Source organism: Christiangramia sp. (assembly GCF_029937855.1).
GTDB lineage: Bacteria > Bacteroidota > Bacteroidia > Flavobacteriales > Flavobacteriaceae > Christiangramia.
On sequence record NZ_JAPYPC010000034.1, the window covers coordinates 18,592 to 38,431 of the forward strand.

The 19,840-nt window shown below is 37.8% G+C and carries 21 protein-coding genes; 14 read left to right on the forward strand and 7 right to left on the reverse strand.

What is annotated here, in order from left to right; genetic code table 11:
• Positions 1-9: 9 nt before the first annotated feature.
• Positions 10-1,437 (reverse strand): chromosomal replication initiator protein DnaA, encoded by a 1,428-nt coding sequence (dnaA, locus tag Q1K34_RS15360; protein ID WP_300440799.1) that lies wholly within the window; start codon positions 1,435-1,437, stop codon positions 10-12.
• Positions 1,438-1,641: 204 nt separating this feature from the next.
• On the opposite strand from dnaA, the gene Q1K34_RS15365 reads away from it, so the two are divergent.
• Complete coding sequence (locus Q1K34_RS15365; RefSeq protein ID WP_300440802.1) at positions 1,642-2,040, forward strand: thioesterase family protein; 399 nt, start codon at positions 1,642-1,644, stop codon at positions 2,038-2,040.
• Here the strand turns inward: Q1K34_RS15365 and Q1K34_RS15370 are convergent.
• Genes Q1K34_RS15370 through ribD form a run of 4 tightly spaced genes read right to left on the reverse strand, consistent with a single transcriptional unit; the run spans position 2,037 to position 5,152 of the window.
• Entirely contained in the window at positions 2,037-2,645 is a 609-nt protein-coding gene (locus tag Q1K34_RS15370) for a YigZ family protein (RefSeq protein ID WP_300440805.1), read from the reverse strand. The two genes, Q1K34_RS15365 and Q1K34_RS15370, sit on opposite strands and share 4 nt — an antisense overlap.
• On the reverse strand, positions 2,642-3,514 hold the full coding sequence (locus Q1K34_RS15375; protein WP_300440808.1) for an EamA/RhaT family transporter: 873 nt from the start codon (positions 3,512-3,514) through the stop codon (positions 2,642-2,644). The genes Q1K34_RS15370 and Q1K34_RS15375 overlap by 4 nt, the downstream gene beginning before the upstream one ends.
• Complete coding sequence (locus Q1K34_RS15380) at positions 3,511-4,119, reverse strand: HAD family phosphatase (protein WP_300440811.1); 609 nt, start codon at positions 4,117-4,119, stop codon at positions 3,511-3,513. Before Q1K34_RS15380 ends, Q1K34_RS15375 begins: the two co-directional genes overlap by 4 nt.
• Positions 4,112-5,152, reverse strand: coding sequence for a bifunctional diaminohydroxyphosphoribosylaminopyrimidine deaminase/5-amino-6-(5-phosphoribosylamino)uracil reductase RibD (gene ribD / locus Q1K34_RS15385; protein ID WP_300440814.1), 1,041 nt, complete (start codon positions 5,150-5,152; stop codon positions 4,112-4,114). Before ribD ends, Q1K34_RS15380 begins: the two co-directional genes overlap by 8 nt.
• Before the next feature lie 28 nt (positions 5,153-5,180).
• Here ribD and Q1K34_RS15390 point away from each other — a divergent pair, with 28 nt between their 5' ends.
• Genes Q1K34_RS15390 through Q1K34_RS15415 form a run of 6 tightly spaced genes read left to right on the forward strand, consistent with a single transcriptional unit; the run spans position 5,181 to position 10,527 of the window.
• A complete protein-coding gene (locus tag Q1K34_RS15390) occupies positions 5,181-5,666 on the forward strand; it encodes a GNAT family N-acetyltransferase (protein WP_300440817.1) in 486 nt (161 codons plus the stop codon).
• Between the two features lie 17 nt (positions 5,667-5,683).
• Positions 5,684-6,532, forward strand: a complete 849-nt coding sequence (prmC, locus tag Q1K34_RS15395) for a peptide chain release factor N(5)-glutamine methyltransferase (protein ID WP_300440820.1) — start codon at positions 5,684-5,686, stop codon at positions 6,530-6,532.
• 3 nt (positions 6,533-6,535) lie between these two features.
• Positions 6,536-7,138 carry a TIGR00730 family Rossman fold protein gene (locus Q1K34_RS15400; protein WP_300440823.1) on the forward strand — a complete coding sequence of 201 codons (603 nt, stop codon included), beginning with the start codon at positions 6,536-6,538 and terminating at the stop codon, positions 7,136-7,138.
• Between the two features lie 2 nt (positions 7,139-7,140).
• The gene (locus Q1K34_RS15405; RefSeq protein ID WP_300440826.1) at positions 7,141-7,812 is read left to right on the forward strand and encodes a VOC family protein; all 672 of its coding nucleotides are present in this window, start codon (positions 7,141-7,143) and stop codon (positions 7,810-7,812) included.
• Between the two features lie 15 nt (positions 7,813-7,827).
• The gene (gene ligA / locus Q1K34_RS15410; protein WP_300440828.1) at positions 7,828-9,822 is read left to right on the forward strand and encodes an NAD-dependent DNA ligase LigA; all 1,995 of its coding nucleotides are present in this window, start codon (positions 7,828-7,830) and stop codon (positions 9,820-9,822) included.
• 9 nt (positions 9,823-9,831) lie between these two features.
• Complete coding sequence (locus tag Q1K34_RS15415) at positions 9,832-10,527, forward strand: M15 family metallopeptidase (protein ID WP_300440831.1); 696 nt, start codon at positions 9,832-9,834, stop codon at positions 10,525-10,527.
• Between the two features lie 102 nt (positions 10,528-10,629).
• Here Q1K34_RS15415 and Q1K34_RS15420 read toward each other — a convergent pair whose 3' ends face one another.
• Together Q1K34_RS15420 and Q1K34_RS15425 are read right to left on the reverse strand one after the other, a co-directional pair.
• Positions 10,630-11,544 carry a metallophosphatase gene (locus tag Q1K34_RS15420; protein ID WP_300440834.1) on the reverse strand — a complete coding sequence of 305 codons (915 nt, stop codon included), beginning with the start codon at positions 11,542-11,544 and terminating at the stop codon, positions 10,630-10,632.
• Positions 11,545-11,548: 4 nt separating this feature from the next.
• Positions 11,549-12,304: a 5'-nucleotidase gene (locus tag Q1K34_RS15425; RefSeq protein ID WP_300440837.1), complete on the reverse strand. Its 756-nt coding sequence runs from the start codon at positions 12,302-12,304 to the stop codon at positions 11,549-11,551.
• Positions 12,305-12,630: 326 nt separating this feature from the next.
• Here Q1K34_RS15425 and Q1K34_RS15430 point away from each other — a divergent pair, with 326 nt between their 5' ends.
• From Q1K34_RS15430 to recN, 7 genes are all read left to right on the forward strand, one after another.
• Entirely contained in the window at positions 12,631-13,143 is a 513-nt protein-coding gene (locus tag Q1K34_RS15430) for a hypothetical protein (RefSeq protein ID WP_300440840.1), read from the forward strand.
• Positions 13,143-14,018, forward strand: coding sequence for a 4-hydroxy-tetrahydrodipicolinate synthase (gene dapA, locus Q1K34_RS15435; protein WP_300440843.1), 876 nt, complete (start codon positions 13,143-13,145; stop codon positions 14,016-14,018). The genes Q1K34_RS15430 and dapA overlap by 1 nt, the downstream gene beginning before the upstream one ends.
• Positions 14,019-14,129: 111 nt before the next feature.
• Positions 14,130-14,954 (forward strand): outer membrane protein assembly factor BamD, encoded by an 825-nt coding sequence (locus Q1K34_RS15440; RefSeq protein WP_300440845.1) that lies wholly within the window; start codon positions 14,130-14,132, stop codon positions 14,952-14,954.
• 11 nt (positions 14,955-14,965) lie between these two features.
• Positions 14,966-15,295 carry a DNA-directed RNA polymerase subunit omega gene (locus tag Q1K34_RS15445; protein ID WP_300440858.1) on the forward strand — a complete coding sequence of 110 codons (330 nt, stop codon included), beginning with the start codon at positions 14,966-14,968 and terminating at the stop codon, positions 15,293-15,295.
• A 14-nt stretch (positions 15,296-15,309) separates the two neighbouring features.
• On the forward strand, positions 15,310-16,518 hold the full coding sequence (gene coaBC / locus Q1K34_RS15450; RefSeq protein ID WP_300440849.1) for a bifunctional phosphopantothenoylcysteine decarboxylase/phosphopantothenate--cysteine ligase CoaBC: 1,209 nt from the start codon (positions 15,310-15,312) through the stop codon (positions 16,516-16,518).
• The gene (locus Q1K34_RS15455) at positions 16,511-17,401 is read left to right on the forward strand and encodes a DUF4835 family protein (RefSeq protein ID WP_300440852.1); all 891 of its coding nucleotides are present in this window, start codon (positions 16,511-16,513) and stop codon (positions 17,399-17,401) included. The genes coaBC and Q1K34_RS15455 overlap by 8 nt, the downstream gene beginning before the upstream one ends.
• A 58-nt stretch (positions 17,402-17,459) precedes the next feature.
• Positions 17,460-19,112, forward strand: a complete 1,653-nt coding sequence (gene recN / locus Q1K34_RS15460; RefSeq protein ID WP_300440854.1) for a DNA repair protein RecN — start codon at positions 17,460-17,462, stop codon at positions 19,110-19,112.
• The last annotated feature ends 728 nt before the right edge of the window (positions 19,113-19,840 follow it).

Consider the following 19,840-nt stretch of genomic DNA (forward strand, 5'->3'; position numbering starts at 1 on the left):
AATTATACTTTATAGTGTTAGTTTCTTGTTGAGGTCTTCAACAAATTTTTTGAATTGCTTATCTGTAGAAGCAAGATTATCTACTGTTTTACAGGCGTGTAATACGGTGGCATGGTCACGGCTTCCAATTTGAGAACCTATACTTGCCAGGGATGCTTTCGTAAATCTTTTTGCAAAGAACATAGCAAGTTGTCTTGCCTGTACAATATGTCTTTTTCTTGTTTTAGATTGTAACGTATCTACATCCATCTGGAAATAATCACTAACCACTTTCTGAATATAGTCTATAGAAACTTCACGCTTGGTATTCTTAACGTAGTTGTCAACAATTTTTTTGGCGAGTTCCAGCGTAATATCTTTTTTGTTGAAAGAAGAATGCGCGATAAGCGAAATAATAGCCCCTTCCAACTCTCTTATGTTTGTTTTGATGTTATTGGCAAGAAACTCCACAATATCTTCAGGCATTTCAACACCATCGCGATAAAGCTTATTTTTAATGATAGAAACGCGGGTTTCAAAATCGGGGTTTTGTAATTCAGCTGAAAGCCCCCATTTGAACCTGGATAGCAAGCGCTGTTCAATATCCTGCATGTCTACAGGAGCTTTGTCACTGGTGAGGATTACCTGCTTTCCATTTTGATGAAGGTGGTTAAAGATGTGGAAAAACACATCCTGTGTACCGGCTTTACCTGAAAGCAACTGAATATCATCTACTACCAGTACATCAATGATTTGGTAAAAATGAATAAAATCGTTACGATTATTCTTTTTTACAGACTCTATATATTGCTGCGTGAACTTTTCAGCGGAAATATATAGAACTGTTTTTTCCGGATATTTATCTTTTATTTCAACTCCAATAGCGTGAGCCAAATGGGTTTTTCCCAATCCAACGCCGCCAAATATCAGAAGCGGATTAAAGGAAGTTCCTCCGGGCTTGTTCGCTACAGCCAGCCCTGCTGATCTTGCGAGCCTATTGGATTCACCTTCCAGGAAATTTTCAAAATTATAATTAGGATTAAGCTGTGATTCTATCTTTACATTCCTAATTCCGGGAATAATAAAGGGATTCTTGAGCTCCGGGCTTTTATTTTTTATAGGCACATCTACTTCCTGGGAAGACATTTGTGCTCTCTGCGTACTTGGAATTCTCTCGGTGAACGGTAACTTATTACCGTAAGTGTTCTCCATTTTGATCACATAGACCAGCTTCGCTTTATCACCAAGTTCGCGGGTAAGTGAAACTTTTAGTAGTTTAACATAATGTTCCTCTAACCACTCATAGAAAAACTTGGAAGGCACCTGTATGCTTAAGGCACAATCTGTAAGTTTCACTGCTTGGATAGGTTCAAACCATGTTTTATATGCTTGAGGTGTAATGTTATCCTGAATAAATGACAGACAGTTATTCCAAACCGATTGCGCAGTTTTTGACATTATTAGTTAGACGTTAATTTAGATTAGTAGTAAGTTCAATTGGCAGCTGGATGAACTTGGTTCTCCAACTTGAGCGGAACAAATATGTGAACAAAAAATGTAAAAAAAAAACCATTTAAGGGTTGAATTTTAAGAAAAATTTATGCATACTTACTTCCGAGCCTGAATATAAAAAACCTTTCCCAGAAAGGCTATTTTTTTCTTATGAAATCACACGAAACTTTTGTTAAAGTACGATATGCCGAAACCGACCAGATGGGGGTGGTGCACCACGGAAACTATCCGCAATACCTTGAAATAGCCCGACTTGACTGGTTAGATTCTTTGGGGGTCTCTTACAAAAGTATGGAAGAGGAGGGGATAATGTTGCCGGTATTCGAATTAAATTTAAAATATCACAAACCAATTACATTCAATGAAAATTTAAGGATAGAAACGCGATTACGGGAAACCCCAAATGTTAAAATCATATTCGATTACGCGATATACAATGAAGCTGGGGAAAAGGTGACTTCAGCCACTTCAGTTTTAGTTTTTATGGATTCAAAAACAAGAAAACCTATACGCTGTCCTGAATATATTCAGAAAAAACTGAAGGCTTAATCATCGAATTTTGATATTGCCACTTTGTAGGTATTGTCAAATTTGGAATAGGTAGATTCAGCATCTTTTTTTCTAACCGCAATAAATATTTTACAGTCTATTTCCAGTTTTTGATCTATCACATTGAGGTTATTTTTTTTAATTACCAGCATTACTTTATTCATTTCAGGATAATCAAATTTCACCACGAAAATTTCATCTATGGTCCTTTTAAGAATATCTGAAGCCTCCAGAGCCATTTGAGCAGCAGTCTTGTATGCGTTAATAAGTCCGCCCACTCCAAGCTTTACTCCGCCGAAATACCTAACCACGACAATTAGAATATTGGTGACATCAAAAGACTGGATCTGGCCATAGATTGGCATTCCTGCAGAGTTGGAAGGTTCGCCATCGTCATTTACGCGATATTGAAATTCTTCTTTTCCAAGTTGCCAGGCATAACACCAGTGCCTTGCTTTATGATGTTTAGCTCTCAACTCTTCCAGATGTAAATTCGCTTCTTCCTCTGTTTTAATAGGAAAAGCGTAGCCGAAAAATTTTGAATTCCGGTCTTTAAAGAGAACTTCCGGAGAAGCTTTGGTAATACTCTGGTAGGTATCTTTCATAGTACTGAATTTGCTACAAGAATTATACTAATAACTGCCAAACCAAGACCTATCCAATTCTTTTTAATCAATTTTTCATTAAATAGCAATATACCAACCAGTGTTGAAACTGTTACGATGGCTACATGATTCATGGTAAAGATCGTGGAGCTGTCAAAACCTTTGGTTCTTAGCGCCATAACCAGAAAATAAATAGAGTAGTAATTGGGAATACCCAGCGCAATCCCTCCAAGGATATTTTTGAAGCTGATCTTCAGTTTTCCCATAAATGCCTGAATAATAAGGATTATTATGCCCACGCAGCCAGCGGTAGCGAAAATAGTGGAAGAGAAAAGACCTACATCTGTTTCTGAAACATAGCTTGTTTCCAGATATTTAATACTGGTATCTATTATTCCGCTGCCCAGGAATACCAAAAGCGGAAAAATTAGGTTCTCTTTTTTTATACTGATGCCTTCTTCCGTTTTTATGGAAGTAAGATAGACTGCGACCAGAGCAAGCAGTATGCCTATAATTTTCAATATCCCCGTGCTTTCATTATAAAGGAAAATTCCGAAGAGAACAGGAATGGCTACCGACATCTTTGTGGCCACGGCAACGACCGAAAGTCCGCTTTTTTGTGTGGTAATGGCGGCAAGGTTAAATACGGTAATAAATAATATCCCAAGCATTAAAGCTCCGGGAAACCAATTTTCAGAAGGGACATGTGTAAAGTCTGATCCTTCTATATATCCGAAAAAGCCTACGGTACAGGCTATAAAATAGTTGACGATGATCGCCTGCAGTGTGTTGATGCCGAATTTTTTATAGAGCCTGAACACTACAAATATTATCGTTGAAGAAAGGACACTTAGGAGCAGGTAGATCAAAATAAATCACTTTTAGCAGTAAAAAGATCTATCACATCTTCTCGCGTGGGTTCTATATTCCAGGTGTGGAATCCAAGTTTTTCAGCAGCTTCAGTATTTTCTAAAGTATCATCAATAAACAGACATTCTTCGGCTTTTAGATCGTGCTGTTCCAGGATGTATTCAAAAATTTCTGGATCTGGTTTACGCATCCCCATTTCATGAGAAAGATAAAAAGCATCAAAGCAACTTTTGAAATCTTCAAAGAAGTTCACCTTATCCTGAATATACCTAATATGGTGATCATTGGTATTGCTCAACAGGATTAACTGAAAGTCTTTTTCTTTGGCCAGTTTCTGAATAAACTTAAACCGGTATTTGGGAAACTCCAGTAACATGGAATTCCAGGAGGAAACAAATTTTTCCTGATCTAACTGCGGAAAATGAGTTCTGTAATTTTCTGATATTTCATCTGAAGTTACAAATCCCTGTTCATAATCACGATTTTTAGCTATAATAGCTTCCGGAAGTTCATCAATATTTAATTCTTTTAGCTTCCTGTTCGTGCCTTCTTTATCTAAATTTATAAAGACATCCCCAAAGTCAAATAGTATCGTCTTAATCATTCTTATAAATTTTTAAAGTGTCATCAGTGATTTTCTTTTCCTCTATAATGCGTCCTGAAATTTCCGGAGCTTTTATACCTTCTTTAAACTGAACTCTACCCGTGAAAATTCTTGCTTCATCCCAGAGATTTTTATCTATAAATTGCTGAAGAATTTTGCTTCCACCTTCAATAATTACCGATTGGAGTTCATTTTTAAATAAGATCATACAGATTTGCCCTGCAATATTTTCAGAAAAATCGATCTGTTTAAAAATTAGATTTTTCAGGTTTGAATTTTCTGTATGTTGACAAAGCACTATTGTTTGCTGTTTACCATCCAAAAGGGCATAATCTTCCGGAATTTTACGCTCGCGATCTATCACAATTCTTACAGGATCATTGCCGGTCCAATTTCTAACATTTAGTGAGGGATTGTCTTTTATAGCAGTATTGGTTCCCACAAGGATGGAAGCTTCTTCACTACGCCACTTATGCACTAATTGTCCCGAATATTTATTGGTGATCCAAACCGGTCTTTTTTCGTTTCGCTCTTTAGGCGCAATAAAACCATCTTCAGTTTGTGCCCATTTCAGGATAATATAAGGGCGTTGTTTCTTATGATAGGTGAAAAAGCGCTTATTGAGTTCAAAACATTCCTCTTCCAGGATTCCAACTTTTACTTCACAACCGGCATCCATTAATTTTTTTATTCCGCGGCCGGCGACTTTTGCAAAAGGATCCATTGTGCCAATAACCACTTTTTTAATTCCTTTTGCAATAATAAGATCGCTACAGGGAGGTGTTTTGCCAAAATGGCTGCAGGGTTCCAGGCTAACATAGATAGTAGCCTGTTTTAAAAGCTTTTCGTCTTTAACCGAATTTATTGCATTTACCTCTGCATGAGGCTCACCCGCTTTTTGATGCCAGCCTTCTCCAATAATTTTTCCGTTATGGACAATTACACTGCCCACCATCGGGTTCGGATAGGTGTTTCCAAGGCCGTTTTGCGCCAGTTCTATACAGCGTTTTATGTATTTTTCGTGTATATTCACCCCACAAAAATAGAATTAATTAAGCAGAATGAACACATGGAAAATTCGGGAAATAAAACCCGAAGACAATCAGCAGGTTAAAGAATTAGTAAGAAATGTTCTTGTTGAAATGGGAGTGCCAAAAGTAGGTACCGCTTATGAAGATAAAGCGCTGGATGATATGACCCAGACCTACAAGAACGACAAAATGATTTATCTGGTAGTCGAAGAAGATTCTAAAATTATTGGAGGTGCCGGGATTGCACCACTTCGGGGAGAAGAAGATAAGATCTGTGAGCTACAAAAAATGTATTTCCTTCCGGAGGCCAGGGGACGTGGCATCGGCATGAAAATGATCACAAAATGTATTGAATTTGGCCGGGAACAGGGCTTTGAAAAATGTTATATTGAAACATTGCCTTACATGGAAAATGCCAGAAAACTTTACCATAAGAATGATTTTGAAGTCATTGAAAAACCTCTGGGAGATACAGGACATTATAATTGTACGGTTTTTATGGTCAAAGATTTGTAAATACTTCACCTTAGTGTATGTTGCTTTCTCAATTAAAAAATGAATTTGAAAATGCTTTAAAGGATGAATATCCTTCAACCGAGATCTTTTCTTTTTTTTATACACTAATAGAAGAGTATTTGCATTTAAGACGCGTGGATGTGGCATTGGATCCCCACCGAGAATTATCTGAAAGTGACCATACCAGGTTTTTACATGCTTTGGAACGTTTGCAAACTTATGAGCCCATTCAGTATATAACCGGTAGCACTGAATTTTTCGGAAGAAAATTCCTGGTCAATAAAAATGTTCTGATTCCAAGACCTGAAACTGAAGAACTGGTGGAATGGATCCTTCTGGATCATAAGAGTAAAAAGGCTAATATAAAGATCCTTGATATTGGGACGGGTTCAGGGTGTATACCCATTAGCCTCAAAAAAGAGATTAAAAATTCTGAAGTCCATTCTTTCGATATTTCTTCGGAAGCCCTGCTGTTGGCACAAAGAAATGCAAAGATAAATAACGCTGAAATAGCTTTTAGAAAGGCAGACATACTGGAAACGGAAACTCTTCATGATCATTTTGATATTATTGTTTCAAACCCGCCCTATGTAAGGGAGCTTGAGAAAAAAGATATGCATAGGAATGTTCTAAACCATGAACCAAAGCTTGCGCTATTTGTAAAAGATGAGAATGCCCTTATTTTCTATAAAAAAATAGCAGAACTGGCGGTGAAAATATTGAACGAACATGGTGTTCTTTATTTTGAATTAAATCAATATCTCGCTGAAGAAACAAAATCTTTGGTTGAAGAATTAGGTTTTAAAGCCCAGCTTAAAAAGGATATTTTTGGAAACTATCGTATGTTAAGGGCCACTAAAAAATAGAGCATGGATGAAGAATTAAATCATATAGAAAATCTGGCTGTCTTCTGTGCGAGCAGTGATGGCAATGATCAGCTTATTTTTGATACAGCCTATGAAGTTGGAGAGAAAATGGCCAAAAATAACCTTCGATTAATCTATGGCGGTAGTAAGCTGGGATTGATGGGACAGGTAGCAAAAGGAATTATGGATCATGGAGGAAAGGCTACCGGGGTGATCCCTGATTTTTTAAAAACCAAAGAGGTGGTACATACTGGATTGGATAAACTCATCACTACTCAAGATATGCATGAGCGTAAACTAACCATGAATGATCTAAGCGATGCGTTCCTAGCGTTACCAGGAGGTTTTGGAACTTTTGAAGAGCTTTTTGAAATCGTAACCTGGGCGCAATTAGGTTTGCATAGAAAGCCAATCGGCCTTCTTAATACTAACGGGTTTTATGACGATCTCATAAATATGCTGGATAAAATGACGGCAAAAGCTTTATTAAAAAAGGATAATCTGGATATTTTACTGGTTTCCGATAACTTTGAAGATCTGCTTGCAAAAATGAAGAACTTTCAACCGAAACCGGTTCCTAAATGGATGAATAAAAATCAAACCTAAACATGAAGATCAATAAACTTACTGTCTATACTTCAAATATCGAAGGACAATTGAGATTATATCGCAATCAGCTTGATTTTCAGGTTAGAAATCAATCTGAAGATAGTTTCGAGTTGGAAATTGGGTATTCCATTTTAAGGTTTGAGCAAAAGTTGAATTGTACACCTTATCATATCGCATTTCATATTTCAGACAGGCAGGAGGAAGAAGCTGTTGCGTGGCTGAAGGGAAAACGAGCTATTCAGCAATTTAACGGAGAAGATATAGTAGATTTTAGTAACTGGCAGGCAAGATCTGTCTATTTCTACGATGAGGGCCAAAATATTATGGAACTTATTTCCCGGAGGGATTTCAGCAAGCCAAAATCTGCGATTTTCAGTGCCTCTAATATCGTAGGTATAGCTGAAATTGGTCTTGCAACCAATAATGTTCAGCAGAAATTTGAAAAAATGAAACTGGAATGTGGTTTAAATCAATTTGATGGTGATCTTGAAAGATTTTGTGCGGTAGGGGAAGATGCAGGATTGATCATTACTATCAATAAAAATGAAAAAGACTGGTTTCCTACCGAGGACAAAGCCTATGCTTCCAGTTTTCAGCTTGAATTTGAACATGAATCCAAGCATTATAAAATGGATTTCAGCAATGATGTGCTGGAAATTTCAGAAATATAAATTTCAATAATTTACATGGACGCCGAAAAGAAAATACAGGGACTTCGCGAAGAACTTCAGCAGCATAATTATAATTATTATGTCCTGGATGCCCCGCAGATAAGCGATTATGAATTTGATATGAAGCTAAAGGAGCTTCAGGAACTTGAGGAAAAATATCCGGAGTTTGAGGATGTTAATTCTCCTACCCAAAGAGTTGGTGGCGCGGTTACTAAGAATTTTGCGACGGTAGTTCATGAAAACAGGATGTATTCGCTATCCAATTCATATTCCAAAGAAGAGTTGGAAGATTGGGAAACAAGGATCAGGAAGATCGTGGAAGGAAAGCTGCAATTTGTTTGTGAACTTAAATATGATGGTGCTTCTATTAGTTTAACTTACGAGAAAGGAACTTTGAAAAAAGCGGTGACCCGGGGAGACGGATTTCAGGGGGACGATGTGACCAATAATGTAAGGACCATAAGATCTGTTCCATTGAAGCTGAAAGGTGATTTTCCTAAAAAATTCGATATACGAGGAGAAATCGTTTTGCCTTATGAAGGATTCGCAAAAATGAATGCTGAAAGGGTAGAAGCAGGAGAAGAACCTTATGCCAATCCCAGGAATACGGCTTCCGGAAGTTTGAAATTGCAGGATTCTGCCGAAGTTGCCAAAAGACCGCTGGAATGTCTTTTATACAGTATTACAGGCAATAGTACCGGTATCGGTTCACAATTTGAAGGCCTTGAGAAAGCCCGAAAATGGGGTTTTAAAGTCCCGGAAGAATCAGAATTAAAAGACTCTATCGAGGAAGTTCTGCAATATATCAATTACTGGGATGAACACCGTCACGATTTACCTTATGAAACGGATGGGGTAGTGGTTAAAGTGAATGATTTTCACCAACAGGAAGAATTGGGGCATACTGCAAAATCACCACGTTGGGCGATCGCTTATAAATTTAAGGCAGAACAGGAATCTACAAAATTGAATAAGATTACCTATCAGGTGGGAAGAACCGGAGCAATTACTCCCGTGGCGAACCTGGATCCTGTGCAACTTGCAGGGACAGTGGTAAAAAGAGCTTCGCTTCATAATGCCGATCAAATTGAGAAACTGGATGTACGGGAAGGAGATACTGTCTTTGTTGAAAAAGGAGGGGAGATCATTCCGAAAATCGTGGGAGTAGATTTCACCAAACGCGATCCGGAATCCAATCCAACCGAATATGCTACCCATTGTCCTGAATGTAATACGGCATTGGTTAGAAATGAAGGGGAGGCGCAGCATTATTGCCCGAATGTAAATGGCTGCCCGCCACAAATAATTGGCCGTATCCAACATTATATCTCAAGAAAAGCGATGGATATTGAAGGTTTAGGCGGGGAAACGGTAGCCCTTCTGGTGAATGCCGAACTCATTGAGAATTATGCTGATCTCTATACACTCAAAAAAGAAGATATCCTCCCTTTAGAGCGAATGGCAGAAAAATCAGCGGAAAATCTTATAAATGGAATAGAAAAATCGAAAGAAATTCTTTTTGAACGGGTGCTGTTTGCGCTGGGAATACGCTATGTGGGAGAAACTGTGGCCAAAAAGCTAGCCAAGCATTTTAAAAGTATAGATGCATTGATGGCAGCTTCCGAAGAAGAATTGGTGAACCTAGATGAAATTGGGGAGAGAATCGCCTGGAGTGTGGTAGACTTTTTTAAAACCGAAGCTAACAGCGAAAATGTGCGAAGATTAAAGGAATATGGGGTTCAGTTGGAAATTTCTGCAGAAAAACTGGCGAACCAAACCAATATCCTGGAAGGAAGTACTTTTGTAATTTCCGGGGTTTTTCAGCAGGTTTCCAGGAATGAACTTAAAAAACTAATAGAAGATAACGGCGGGAAAGTATCCAGTTCTATTTCTTCTAAAACCAATTACCTGGTAGCCGGTGAAAATATGGGTCCGAGTAAACTGGCTAAAGCAGAGAAACTGGGTACCAATATAATTAGCGAAGCAGATTTTTTTAAGATGTTAGAATAACTTCAGCATATGCCAGATTTTATCAGGATTTATTTTTCAGGAATTGGTTTGTTTTTTCTTCTGTTTTCAACAGTTTCGCATACACAGGAAATTCCGGCAGGTTTTACCTATATCGATGAGGTGATTCCAGATATTGTATATGAAATACGATATGCCGGCCACAATAATTTTGTGGGCACATCGATTTCAGGTTATGAAAATCCGCAGGCTATTTTGAGTAAGCCGGCTGCAAAGGCATTGGCTAAAGTTCAGGAGGAACTTATTCAAAAGGACTATATGCTAAAGGTGTTTGATGCTTACCGACCCCAGCGCGCGGTAAATCATTTTATGGAATGGGCGAGAGATTCGGATGATACTCTTATGAAAAAAGAATTTTATCCAGCAGTCGCCAAAAAAGATCTTTTTCAGTTAGGTTATATTGCAACTAAATCCGGACATTCCCGGGGGAGTACAGTAGATCTAACACTGATAAGAGTTTCAGATTGTAAAGAGGTAGATATGGGAGGCTCTTATGATTTTTTCGGGGAAATATCCCATCATAATAGTTCTCAAATTACTCCGAAGCAAAAGGCAAACAGGGAACTCTTGAGATTAAGTATGCGTAAAAACGGCTTTAGGTCCTATTCCAAAGAATGGTGGCATTATACCTATGATAGGGAGCCTTACCCAGATACTTATTTTGATTTTCCAGTACAGAAAAATTAGACGTCATTCTGAACTTGTTTCAGAATCTATAAATTAGACCCTGAAATAAATTCAGGGTGACGAAGGGATCTTTGGACAGAAAATGGATAAGCAAAAATGTTCTTAATTTATCGCGATCTTTACACCTTCAGCTTCTATATTATTTTCAGAATCCAGGAAGAAATCAATTCGGCCTAAATAAAGTCCGTAGCAACCAACCTGGTTCACTAAAACTTTTTTACCGGCTTTGTTTATTTCAGTTGTAGGTTTCTCAAGAAAAGTATGTGTATGGCCGCCAATGATGAGGTCTATATTTTCAGTGGATTTTGCCAGTTTAATATCAGAAATTGTTTTGCTACTGGAGTATTCATAACCTAAATGGGAAAGGCAAATTATCAGGTCACAGTTTTCTTCTTCTTTTAAAATGCGGGTTTTGTCTGTAGCGATCTCAACAGGATCGAGATATTTTGTCTCCTTATAAAGATTTTTGTTTACTAATCCATTTAGTTCAATTCCGAGTCCAAAAATTCCAATTTTCACGTCATCTTTAATGAAGGTTTTATAATCTTTTACATGACCCTCCATGAGGGTATTGCTAAAGTCGTAATTAGAACTGATAAACGGGAATTTCGCATGGGGCAGCTGAGCGTAAAGTCCGTCTATACCATTATCAAAATCATGGTTTCCAATAGTGGCAGCATCATATTTTAGCATGCTCATGAGTTTGAACTCCAGTTCACCCCCATAAAAATTGAAATATGGTGTACCCTGAAAAATATCACCGGCATCTAAAAGCAAGGTATTAGGATTCTCTTTTCGGATTTTTTCAACAAGGCTAGCCCTTCTTGCTACACCACCCATATTAGCATTTCTTCCAGCCTCAGGGCCAAAGGCTTCAATATGGCTATGCACATCATTGGTATGCAGAATGGTAATATGTTTTCTCTTTTCAGGATTTAACGAAAAGACTGAGAATCCGCCAAAACCTAGAAAAGCTGTAGCTGCCGCGGTATTATGAATAAAATCTTTTCTTTTCATATGCTTATTCTCTAATATAACGATCGTCTATTTTCGCCTGAACAGTATCTATTTTAGTAAAATAATCTATCATGGCATTTCTAACTTTATAGTCTGTTCTATAAATATTCACCGGATTTTTAAAAAAGGCCATATTATCACCGCCGTTAGACAAATAATCTGAAGTAGCTACAAAATAAGTCTTATTATCCTGTATTTCTTCTCCATCAATAGAAGCTTGAATAATATTGAAATTTTTATCTGCCCTTATTTTTATTCCGCTCACCGGATGAGCTGTTTTTGCCTGTTCCAAATATTTCAACATTGCTTTTAATTTGACTCCCGTGAGTTCAGCAATTACGATCTCATTTTCAAAAGGCATTATTTGGTAAGCTGTTCTGGCGGAAACATTGCCGGCAGGAATTTCAGCACGAATCCCACCATGGTTCAGCAATACCATATCCAAGTTTTTTCCGGTTTGTTTTTTAAATAAAGGATTCGTTTGAATATAAACCGCGTCAGCCATCAGATTTCCTATAGCGGTATTTAGATCGCCATCACTTTTAGATAGGAGCGTAGGATTGTAAGCCAGAGTAGAATCTAAAGTCGCGTTCAGGTGTTCTTTGTAGGGTTTTATAAATTCTGAAATTTGTTTATCTGCTTCGATCGAGTTATCAATTGCAATACGTTCCGAAGCAATCCTGGTAACTCCTGGTTTTTCAGTCTTACACGAGTAAAAAACTACTAAAAAACCAAGTATCAAAAAATTGGAGAATTTCATATTCTGAAAATATGTTGCAAATATAGAATGCTTTTTAAATCTCGCGAAAATCCTTTTGACTAATATTCAGGTTATTCCTGTTAACTCTTTACGGCATATCTGGCTATATGTTTTTTAGAGCATTCCGAAAATTTATGAATTAAATTCTTATTCAAAGATTTGCCACGGAAGAGAAAAAATTGATATTGAAAAACCTCCTTTAAATATTCCGCATTTAACAAAAAGTATAAACCTGTTAGATTCCAATATACACGAAGGTTTCCGGGTACATAATCTTCTTTGATACTGCTGGAAATTATTTACATTTGCGCCACCTAATTTGAATTATGATCGCTGGAAAACTGAAAAATATAATCCATTCGAAAAAGATTAGAAGGTCTATGTTGAATGGAAAACTTTCCAGGGAAGGAAATTCCGGTAAGATTGGCTTGATCATCGATGATGAGAAATTTGAATCGGGGCAAAAACTTACAGAGTTTTATAAGTTCACTGGAGTAAGTAAAAGTGATTTTAAAGTAGTGTTTTGCGGAAATTCGGATAAAATTCCTGAAAATCTGGAAGCCGACGTATTAACTATCAAAGACATTTCCCTTTTAGGTGATTTTAAAAACGAATCGATACGCCGTTTTGCCAGTGAAGACTTTGACTTTCTTATCTGTTATTTTTCAGAAAACAATACAGCTGGATACCTGCTAGCCGCTGAAAGCCTGGCCAATATTAAAATTGGAAATTCTCCAGATTCCTACGGAATTTTTGATGTGGAGATCCATGCAAAGAAAATAGATGTTTTTCAGCAGGAAGTTTTAAAATATTTAAAAATCTTAAAAAAGAATAATTAATGGAAGCCTTTGTAGGAACCGGAGTAGCACTAATTACTCCATTTAAGGAGGATTTATCTATAGATATCAATGCCCTTAGCAATCTTGTGAAAAACCAGGTTGAAAATGGGATAGAATACCTCGTGGTTTTAGGTACTACTGCTGAAAGCGCTACGCTTACTAGAGACGAAAAAGAACTGATTAAGAAAACCGTTAAAGAAGCAAATGCAGGTAAGCTCCCTTTAGTACTTGGTGTTGGAGGGAATAATACCGCCGGTGTGGTGGAGGAGCTGGAAACTAATGATCTTGATGGATTTGATGCCATACTTTCAGTATCTCCATATTATAACAAACCAACACAAGAAGGGATTTACCGTCATTTTGAGGCAATTTCCAGGGCATCTCCATTGCCAATCATTTTGTATAATGTTCCCGGGAGAACTTCTTCCAATGTTTTACCTGAAACCATCAATAGAATTGCCAGAAATTTAGAAAATGTGATCGGCGTGAAAGAAGCTGCAGGAGATATTGTGCAGGCGATGAAATTAATCAGCTTGGTGCCTGAAGATTTTAAAGTTATTTCCGGGGATGATATGATCACTTTGCCTATGACCCTTGCCGGGGGCAAAGGAGTGATTTCTGTTATAGCACAGGGCTTTCCTAAAGAATTTTCAAATATGGTTCGAGCCGGACTAGAAGGAAAAGTTTCTGAAGCATATAAAATACATTACAAAATAGCGCCTTCCATAGATCTTATTTTTGCGGAAGGAAATCCTGCCGGGATCAAGGCTTTACTCGCCAAAAAAGGAATGATCACTAACTCTCTAAGACTTCCGTTGGTAGAAGCCAGTGAAAACTTGCAGAGCAGGATCAATAGTTTTGTAGATAATTTTTAGCGAATATTTTACTTAAAGAACTTTCTTACTACAATAAAAGCCTGATTATAGGGTTATTTGAGTAGTTTAGGAAAGTTTTTTTTATAGTAACAAAAAATGTATTTTTGCCAGATGTTTTTACGTATCATGAAAAAAGGAATTCTCATTTTAGGTGTCCTATTGGTAACGCTCTCCTGTAGCGAATATCAAAAGCTGCTTAAAAGTGAAGAAACTGCTCCAAAATATACGGCAGCAGAGGAGTTGTATAACGAAGGTAAAGAAGAGGATAGTAATAAAAAGCTCAGAAAAGCTTTAAGATTATTAGAGCAGGTTGAGCCGGAATTCCGTGGAAAACCTCAGGGGGAAAGACTGGTGTTTTTATTGGCAGATACGTATTACCAGTTAGGAGATTATTTTAATGCTCCATTTCAGTTTGAAAGATTTTTACAATTATATCCAAATAGTCAAAAGGCAGAAGAAGCTTCATATAAATCGGCTGCATCTTATTTTTATCGTTCACCGCGATATGATCTTGATCAAACCGATACCCGTAAAGCCATTGAAGAACTTCAGGTTTATTTAAATAAATATCCGGAAGGGGAATTTCAGGAAGAAGCAAATACAATGGCTACAGAATTGCGAATCAAGCTGGAAAAGAAAGCTTACGAGATTGCCAAGCAATATCACCATACTGAATATTACAAGGCTGCAATTGCTTCTTTCAATAACTTTATAGCGAATTACCCGGGATCTCCTTTTAGAGAAGCTGCTTATTATTACAGGTTCGATTCAGCTTATAAACTTGCCATTAATAGTTTTGAAGTTTTAATGGAAGCACGGTTAAAAGAGGCCCAGGAGTTTTACAAATCATATAATAAATATTATCCTGAGGGGGAATATGTTCCACAACTGGAAGAGTCTTCCTTAGAGATAGATAATAGGTTACAGAATTTTTAATTATAGGAATGATGGATTTTAAGAAAATTGATGCGCCGGTAAACACTACTACTATTAACAGGAATAAAGTAGATGCTCCAACCGGAAATATTTATGAAGCGATCTCGATAGTTGCTAAAAGAGCAGGACAGATCAATGGCGAAATCAAAAAAGAATTATTGGAGAAGCTTGATGAATTTGCTACTTATAACGACTCTCTTGATGAAATCTTTGAGAACAAAGAGCAGATCGAAGTTTCTAAATTCTATGAAAGATTGCCAAAGCCGCAATCACTTGCAATTCAGGAATGGTTAGAAGATAAGATCTACTACCGTAACACCAAAGAAGACATCGCAGAATAGATTTCGAAACAAATATGTCTGTACTTAAAGGCAAAAAAGTTTTATTAGGTATTACCGGAGGTATTGCCGCATACAAAACTGCCGCATTAGTACGTTTATTTGTAAAAGCAGGTGCCAATGTTAAAGTTGTGATGACCCCTGCTGCTAAAGAATTTATCACTCCGCTTACACTTTCCACACTTTCTAAGAATGAAGTATTTTCTTCATTTACAGATGAGGAAGATGAAAATGAAAAATGGAATAATCACGTTGAACTCGGCCTCTGGGCCGATTTCATGCTTATAGCCCCCGCTACTGCCAGCACACTCTCCAAGATGGCATCGGGGAACAGCGATAATTTCCTGCTGGCCACGTATCTTTCAGCTAAATGCCCGGTCTTTTTTGCTCCCGCCATGGATCTTGATATGTATAAGCATCCCTCTACCAAAAACAGCTTTGAAAAACTTCAGGAATTTCAAAATATTATGATTCCTGCTGGTGATGGTGAATTGGCAAGTGGATTACACGGAGAAGGAAGAATGGCTGAGCCTGAAGAGATCATTCAATTTCTAGAGCATCATTTTACTGAAAACCTGCCCTTGAAAGGGAAAAAGATATTAATTACTGCAGGGCCCACATACGAAGCTATAGACCCGGTTCGTTTTATAGGAAATCATTCCAGCGGAAAAATGGGATATGAAATTGCTGAAAATGCCGCAAAACTGGGTGCTGAGGTAATTCTTATTTCCGGTCCCACTCATTTGATTATCGATGATAAAGATATAAACCTGATAAGAGTTACAAGTACAAGGGAGATGTATGAAGCTGCTCACTCTCATTTTGAGAATATAGATGTTTTTATCGCTGCTGCTGCGGTAGCTGATTATAAACCGAAAGTGGTTGCAGATCAAAAGATTAAAAAGAAGGACGATTCCCTAACTTTAGAACTGACTAAGACCGAAGATATTCTGGCAAGTTTAGGCTGTAAAAAAGCGAATCAGAAACTCGTTGGATTTGCCCTGGAAACCAATAATGAGGTGGAAAATGCCAGAAAAAAACTTAAAAAGAAGAATCTTGACTTTATTGTTTTAAATTCCCTGAACGATAAAGGAGCCGGTTTCAAAAGTGAGACCAACAAAATAAGTATTATCTATCCAGATAAGAAGAAAGATTTTGATCTAAAGTCAAAAAAAGAAGTGGCCGAAGATATTTTAACCGAAATTATAGAATTGCTGAATGCATAGAATAGTTACAATTTTAGTATTCGTTTTTGGCTTGCAGCTAGGTTCTGCACAGCAAATTAATTGTGAGATTATTGTAAATGCAGAGCAAACCGGCCAGACCAACTTATCTGTTTTTAAGACGCTGGAGCGGGCTTTAAATGAATTTGTAAATCAAACCACCTGGACAGATAAGAATTTCAAAAATCATGAGCGTATTAACTGCAGTATGTTCATCACGATAAACAGTTTTGAGGGCGAGACTTTTAACGGCACAATTCAGGTGCAATCTTCAAGACCTGTTTACGGGACTTCTCTGATCACTCCTATATTTAATTTTAATGATGAACAATTTGGCTTTAGTTACAGGGAATATCAGCCACTTAATTACAGTCAGAATAGCTATACCTCCAACCTGGTTTCTGTAATATCTTTTTACGTTTATACTATCCTGGGGATGGATGCAGATACATTCGCTCCTGAGGGTGGAACAGTGTATTACGAAGAAGCCAATAGAATTGTTACAAACGCACAGCAAGGCAATTCTCAGGGCTGGCGTGGATCAGATGGGCAGCGTTCCAGGTTCAGGCTTAATGCAGACCTCCTGGCGAATACTTATGCGGAATATAGAACAGCACTCTACAAATACCATCGTTTAGGACTGGACGTGATGCATGATGATATTTTAGCTGGAAAAAATACAATTGCTGAAGTGATAAATGATCTTGAAGTGATGAACAATCGAAGAAACAATTCTTTATTACTTAGAGTATTTCTGGATTCCAAGGCAGATGAAATCACTTCTATCTATTCGGAAGGGCCGCCGGTTGGAAATAAAGCAGAACTCCTAGAATCCCTGAATAATATCGCTCCCAGATACGCCAGGAACTGGAGGAATATTCAGTAGGCATTTAGGTTGATTTCAATATTTTTCTCACGTATATTTAGCACAAATTTTAATCGATTTGCTTACATCTCTTTCCATTAAAAATTATGCGCTTATTGAAGATATCAATATTGGTCTTCAATCTGGATTTACAATAATCACTGGCGAAACCGGCGCGGGTAAGTCTATTATGTTGGGCGCATTAGGCTTGTTGCTGGGTGATAGGGCCAATTTCAGTTCTATTCGGGATACGGAAAAGAAATGCGTAATAGAAGGAGTTTTTAGTATTTCTAATTATAAACTGGAGGATTTCTTCAAAAAAGAAGAACTGGACTATGAGAAGCAAAGCATCATTCGAAGGGAGATTTTACCTTCAGGGAAATCGAGGGCTTTTATAAACGATACTCCCGTTAAGATTACCGCACTTCAAAAACTCGGTTCTTATCTAATCGATATCCATAGTCAGCATGAAACCCTAAGCCTGGGGAATGCCGATTACCAGTTTAATGTGATAGATACAATCGCTAAAAATGAATCGGTCATTATTCAATATAAAAAGGAACTAAAAGATTATAAACAACTTTTAAAACGCTTTGAGGAATTAAAAGAACAGCAATCACAGGCGGCTAAAGAGTATGATTATAACCTGTTTCTACTGAAGGAGCTTGAGGAAGCAAATTTAAAGGCCGGGATGCTTGAAGAGCTTGAAGAGCGTTACGAAGAGCTGAACAATGTAGAAGAACTTACTGAAAATTTGAGCTCGGCCATTAATTTATTACAGCAGGAAGAAATTGGAAGTCTGGAAAGTTTAAAAGCCGTAAGGGCTAACCTCTCCAGGATTTCGAAATTTTCTGCAAGTTATGAGAATTTCCATAATCGCATCCAAAGTGCAATAATAGAACTTGATGACCTTGAAGCTGAAATGACTGATGCCCTGGAAAGGGTGGAAGCTAATCCTGAAGAACTGGAAATAGTAAATCAAAAGCTTCAGCTGATATATAATCTTCAGAAAAAACATAACGCTGAAAATGTAGAAGAACTACTCGAAATAATAAATTCCCTTCAGGAAAAAGTTTCGGTAACCGAAAATGCGGAAGCTGCATTGACAGAAATTCAGGCTTCCATAAAAGATCAGGAGCAATTACTGGAGCAAACCTCGGAGAAACTTCATAAAAATAGAGAAAAGATCATCCCTGTTTTTATTGAGCAAACCGAACAAATTCTAAATGATCTGGGAATGCCAAATGCCCGTCTCAATATTGAATTGGAACAGGGAATAGAGTTTCTTGCAAATGGCCGGGACAGGCTGGAATGGTATCTTGCCGCCAATAAGGGAGGAAGTTTTAAGGAGGTAAAAAAAGCTGCTTCGGGAGGTGAATTATCAAGAATTATGCTGGCTGTAAAAAGTATTCTTGCCGCACAAAGTCAACTGCCAACCATTATTTTTGATGAAATAGATACGGGAGTTTCTGGGGAGATCGCCAGGAAAATGGGGGAGATCCTGCAAAAAATGGGTGCGAATATGCAGGTAATTGCCATAACCCACTTACCTCAAATTGCGGGTAAAGGAGTTACACATTTTAAGATTTTCAAAGAGGATAACGAGGTAGCAACCCAAACGAAAATTATCCAACTCGCAGAAGAGCAAAGAATAGAAGAACTGGCGTTAATGCTGGGAGGAAATACCAAAAGTGATTCGGCCAGGGCGCATGCCAAAGCATTGTTAAATTAGAAGTGAAAAGTGAGAAGAGTCACTGCGAGCGCAACGCAGAGTAGCGCGGCAGTCTAATTTAATTCCAAAGCAAACACGAGATTGCTTCGCTTCGCTCACAATGATTTCTGTTATAAGAACCTATGAACTCCACACTCCAAACCACGAACTCCGAACTACACGAGATTGCCAAGTTTCGTTTCACTCCACTCGCAATGGCAGGTAGAAGAGAAAAGTGAAAAGTGAAGAGTAAGTCACTGCGAGCGCAACGCAGAGTAGCGCGGCAGTCTAATTTAATTCCAAAGCAAATACGAGATTGCTTCGCTTCGCTCACAATGATTTCTATTCTAAGGACCAATGAACTCCACACTCCGAACTCCGAACTCCGAACTACACGAGATTGCGTCGTTTCGTTTCACTCCACTCGCAATGACAGGTAGAAGGGAAAAGTGAAGAGTGAAAAGTAAGTCACTGCGAGCGCAACGCAGAGTAGCGCGGCAGTCTAATTTAATTCTAAAGCAAACACGAGATTGCTTCGCTTCGCTTACAATGATTTCTGTTCTAAGAACCTATGAACTCCACACTCCAAACCACGAACTCCGAACTGCATGAGATTGCGTCGCTTCGTTTCACTCCGCTCGCAATGACAGGTAGATGTGAGAAGTTTTCAACATTGTTTTTTTGAGAGCAATGAAAATTTTAATTTCTGATAACTGATAACTGATAACTGATAACTGATAACTGATAAC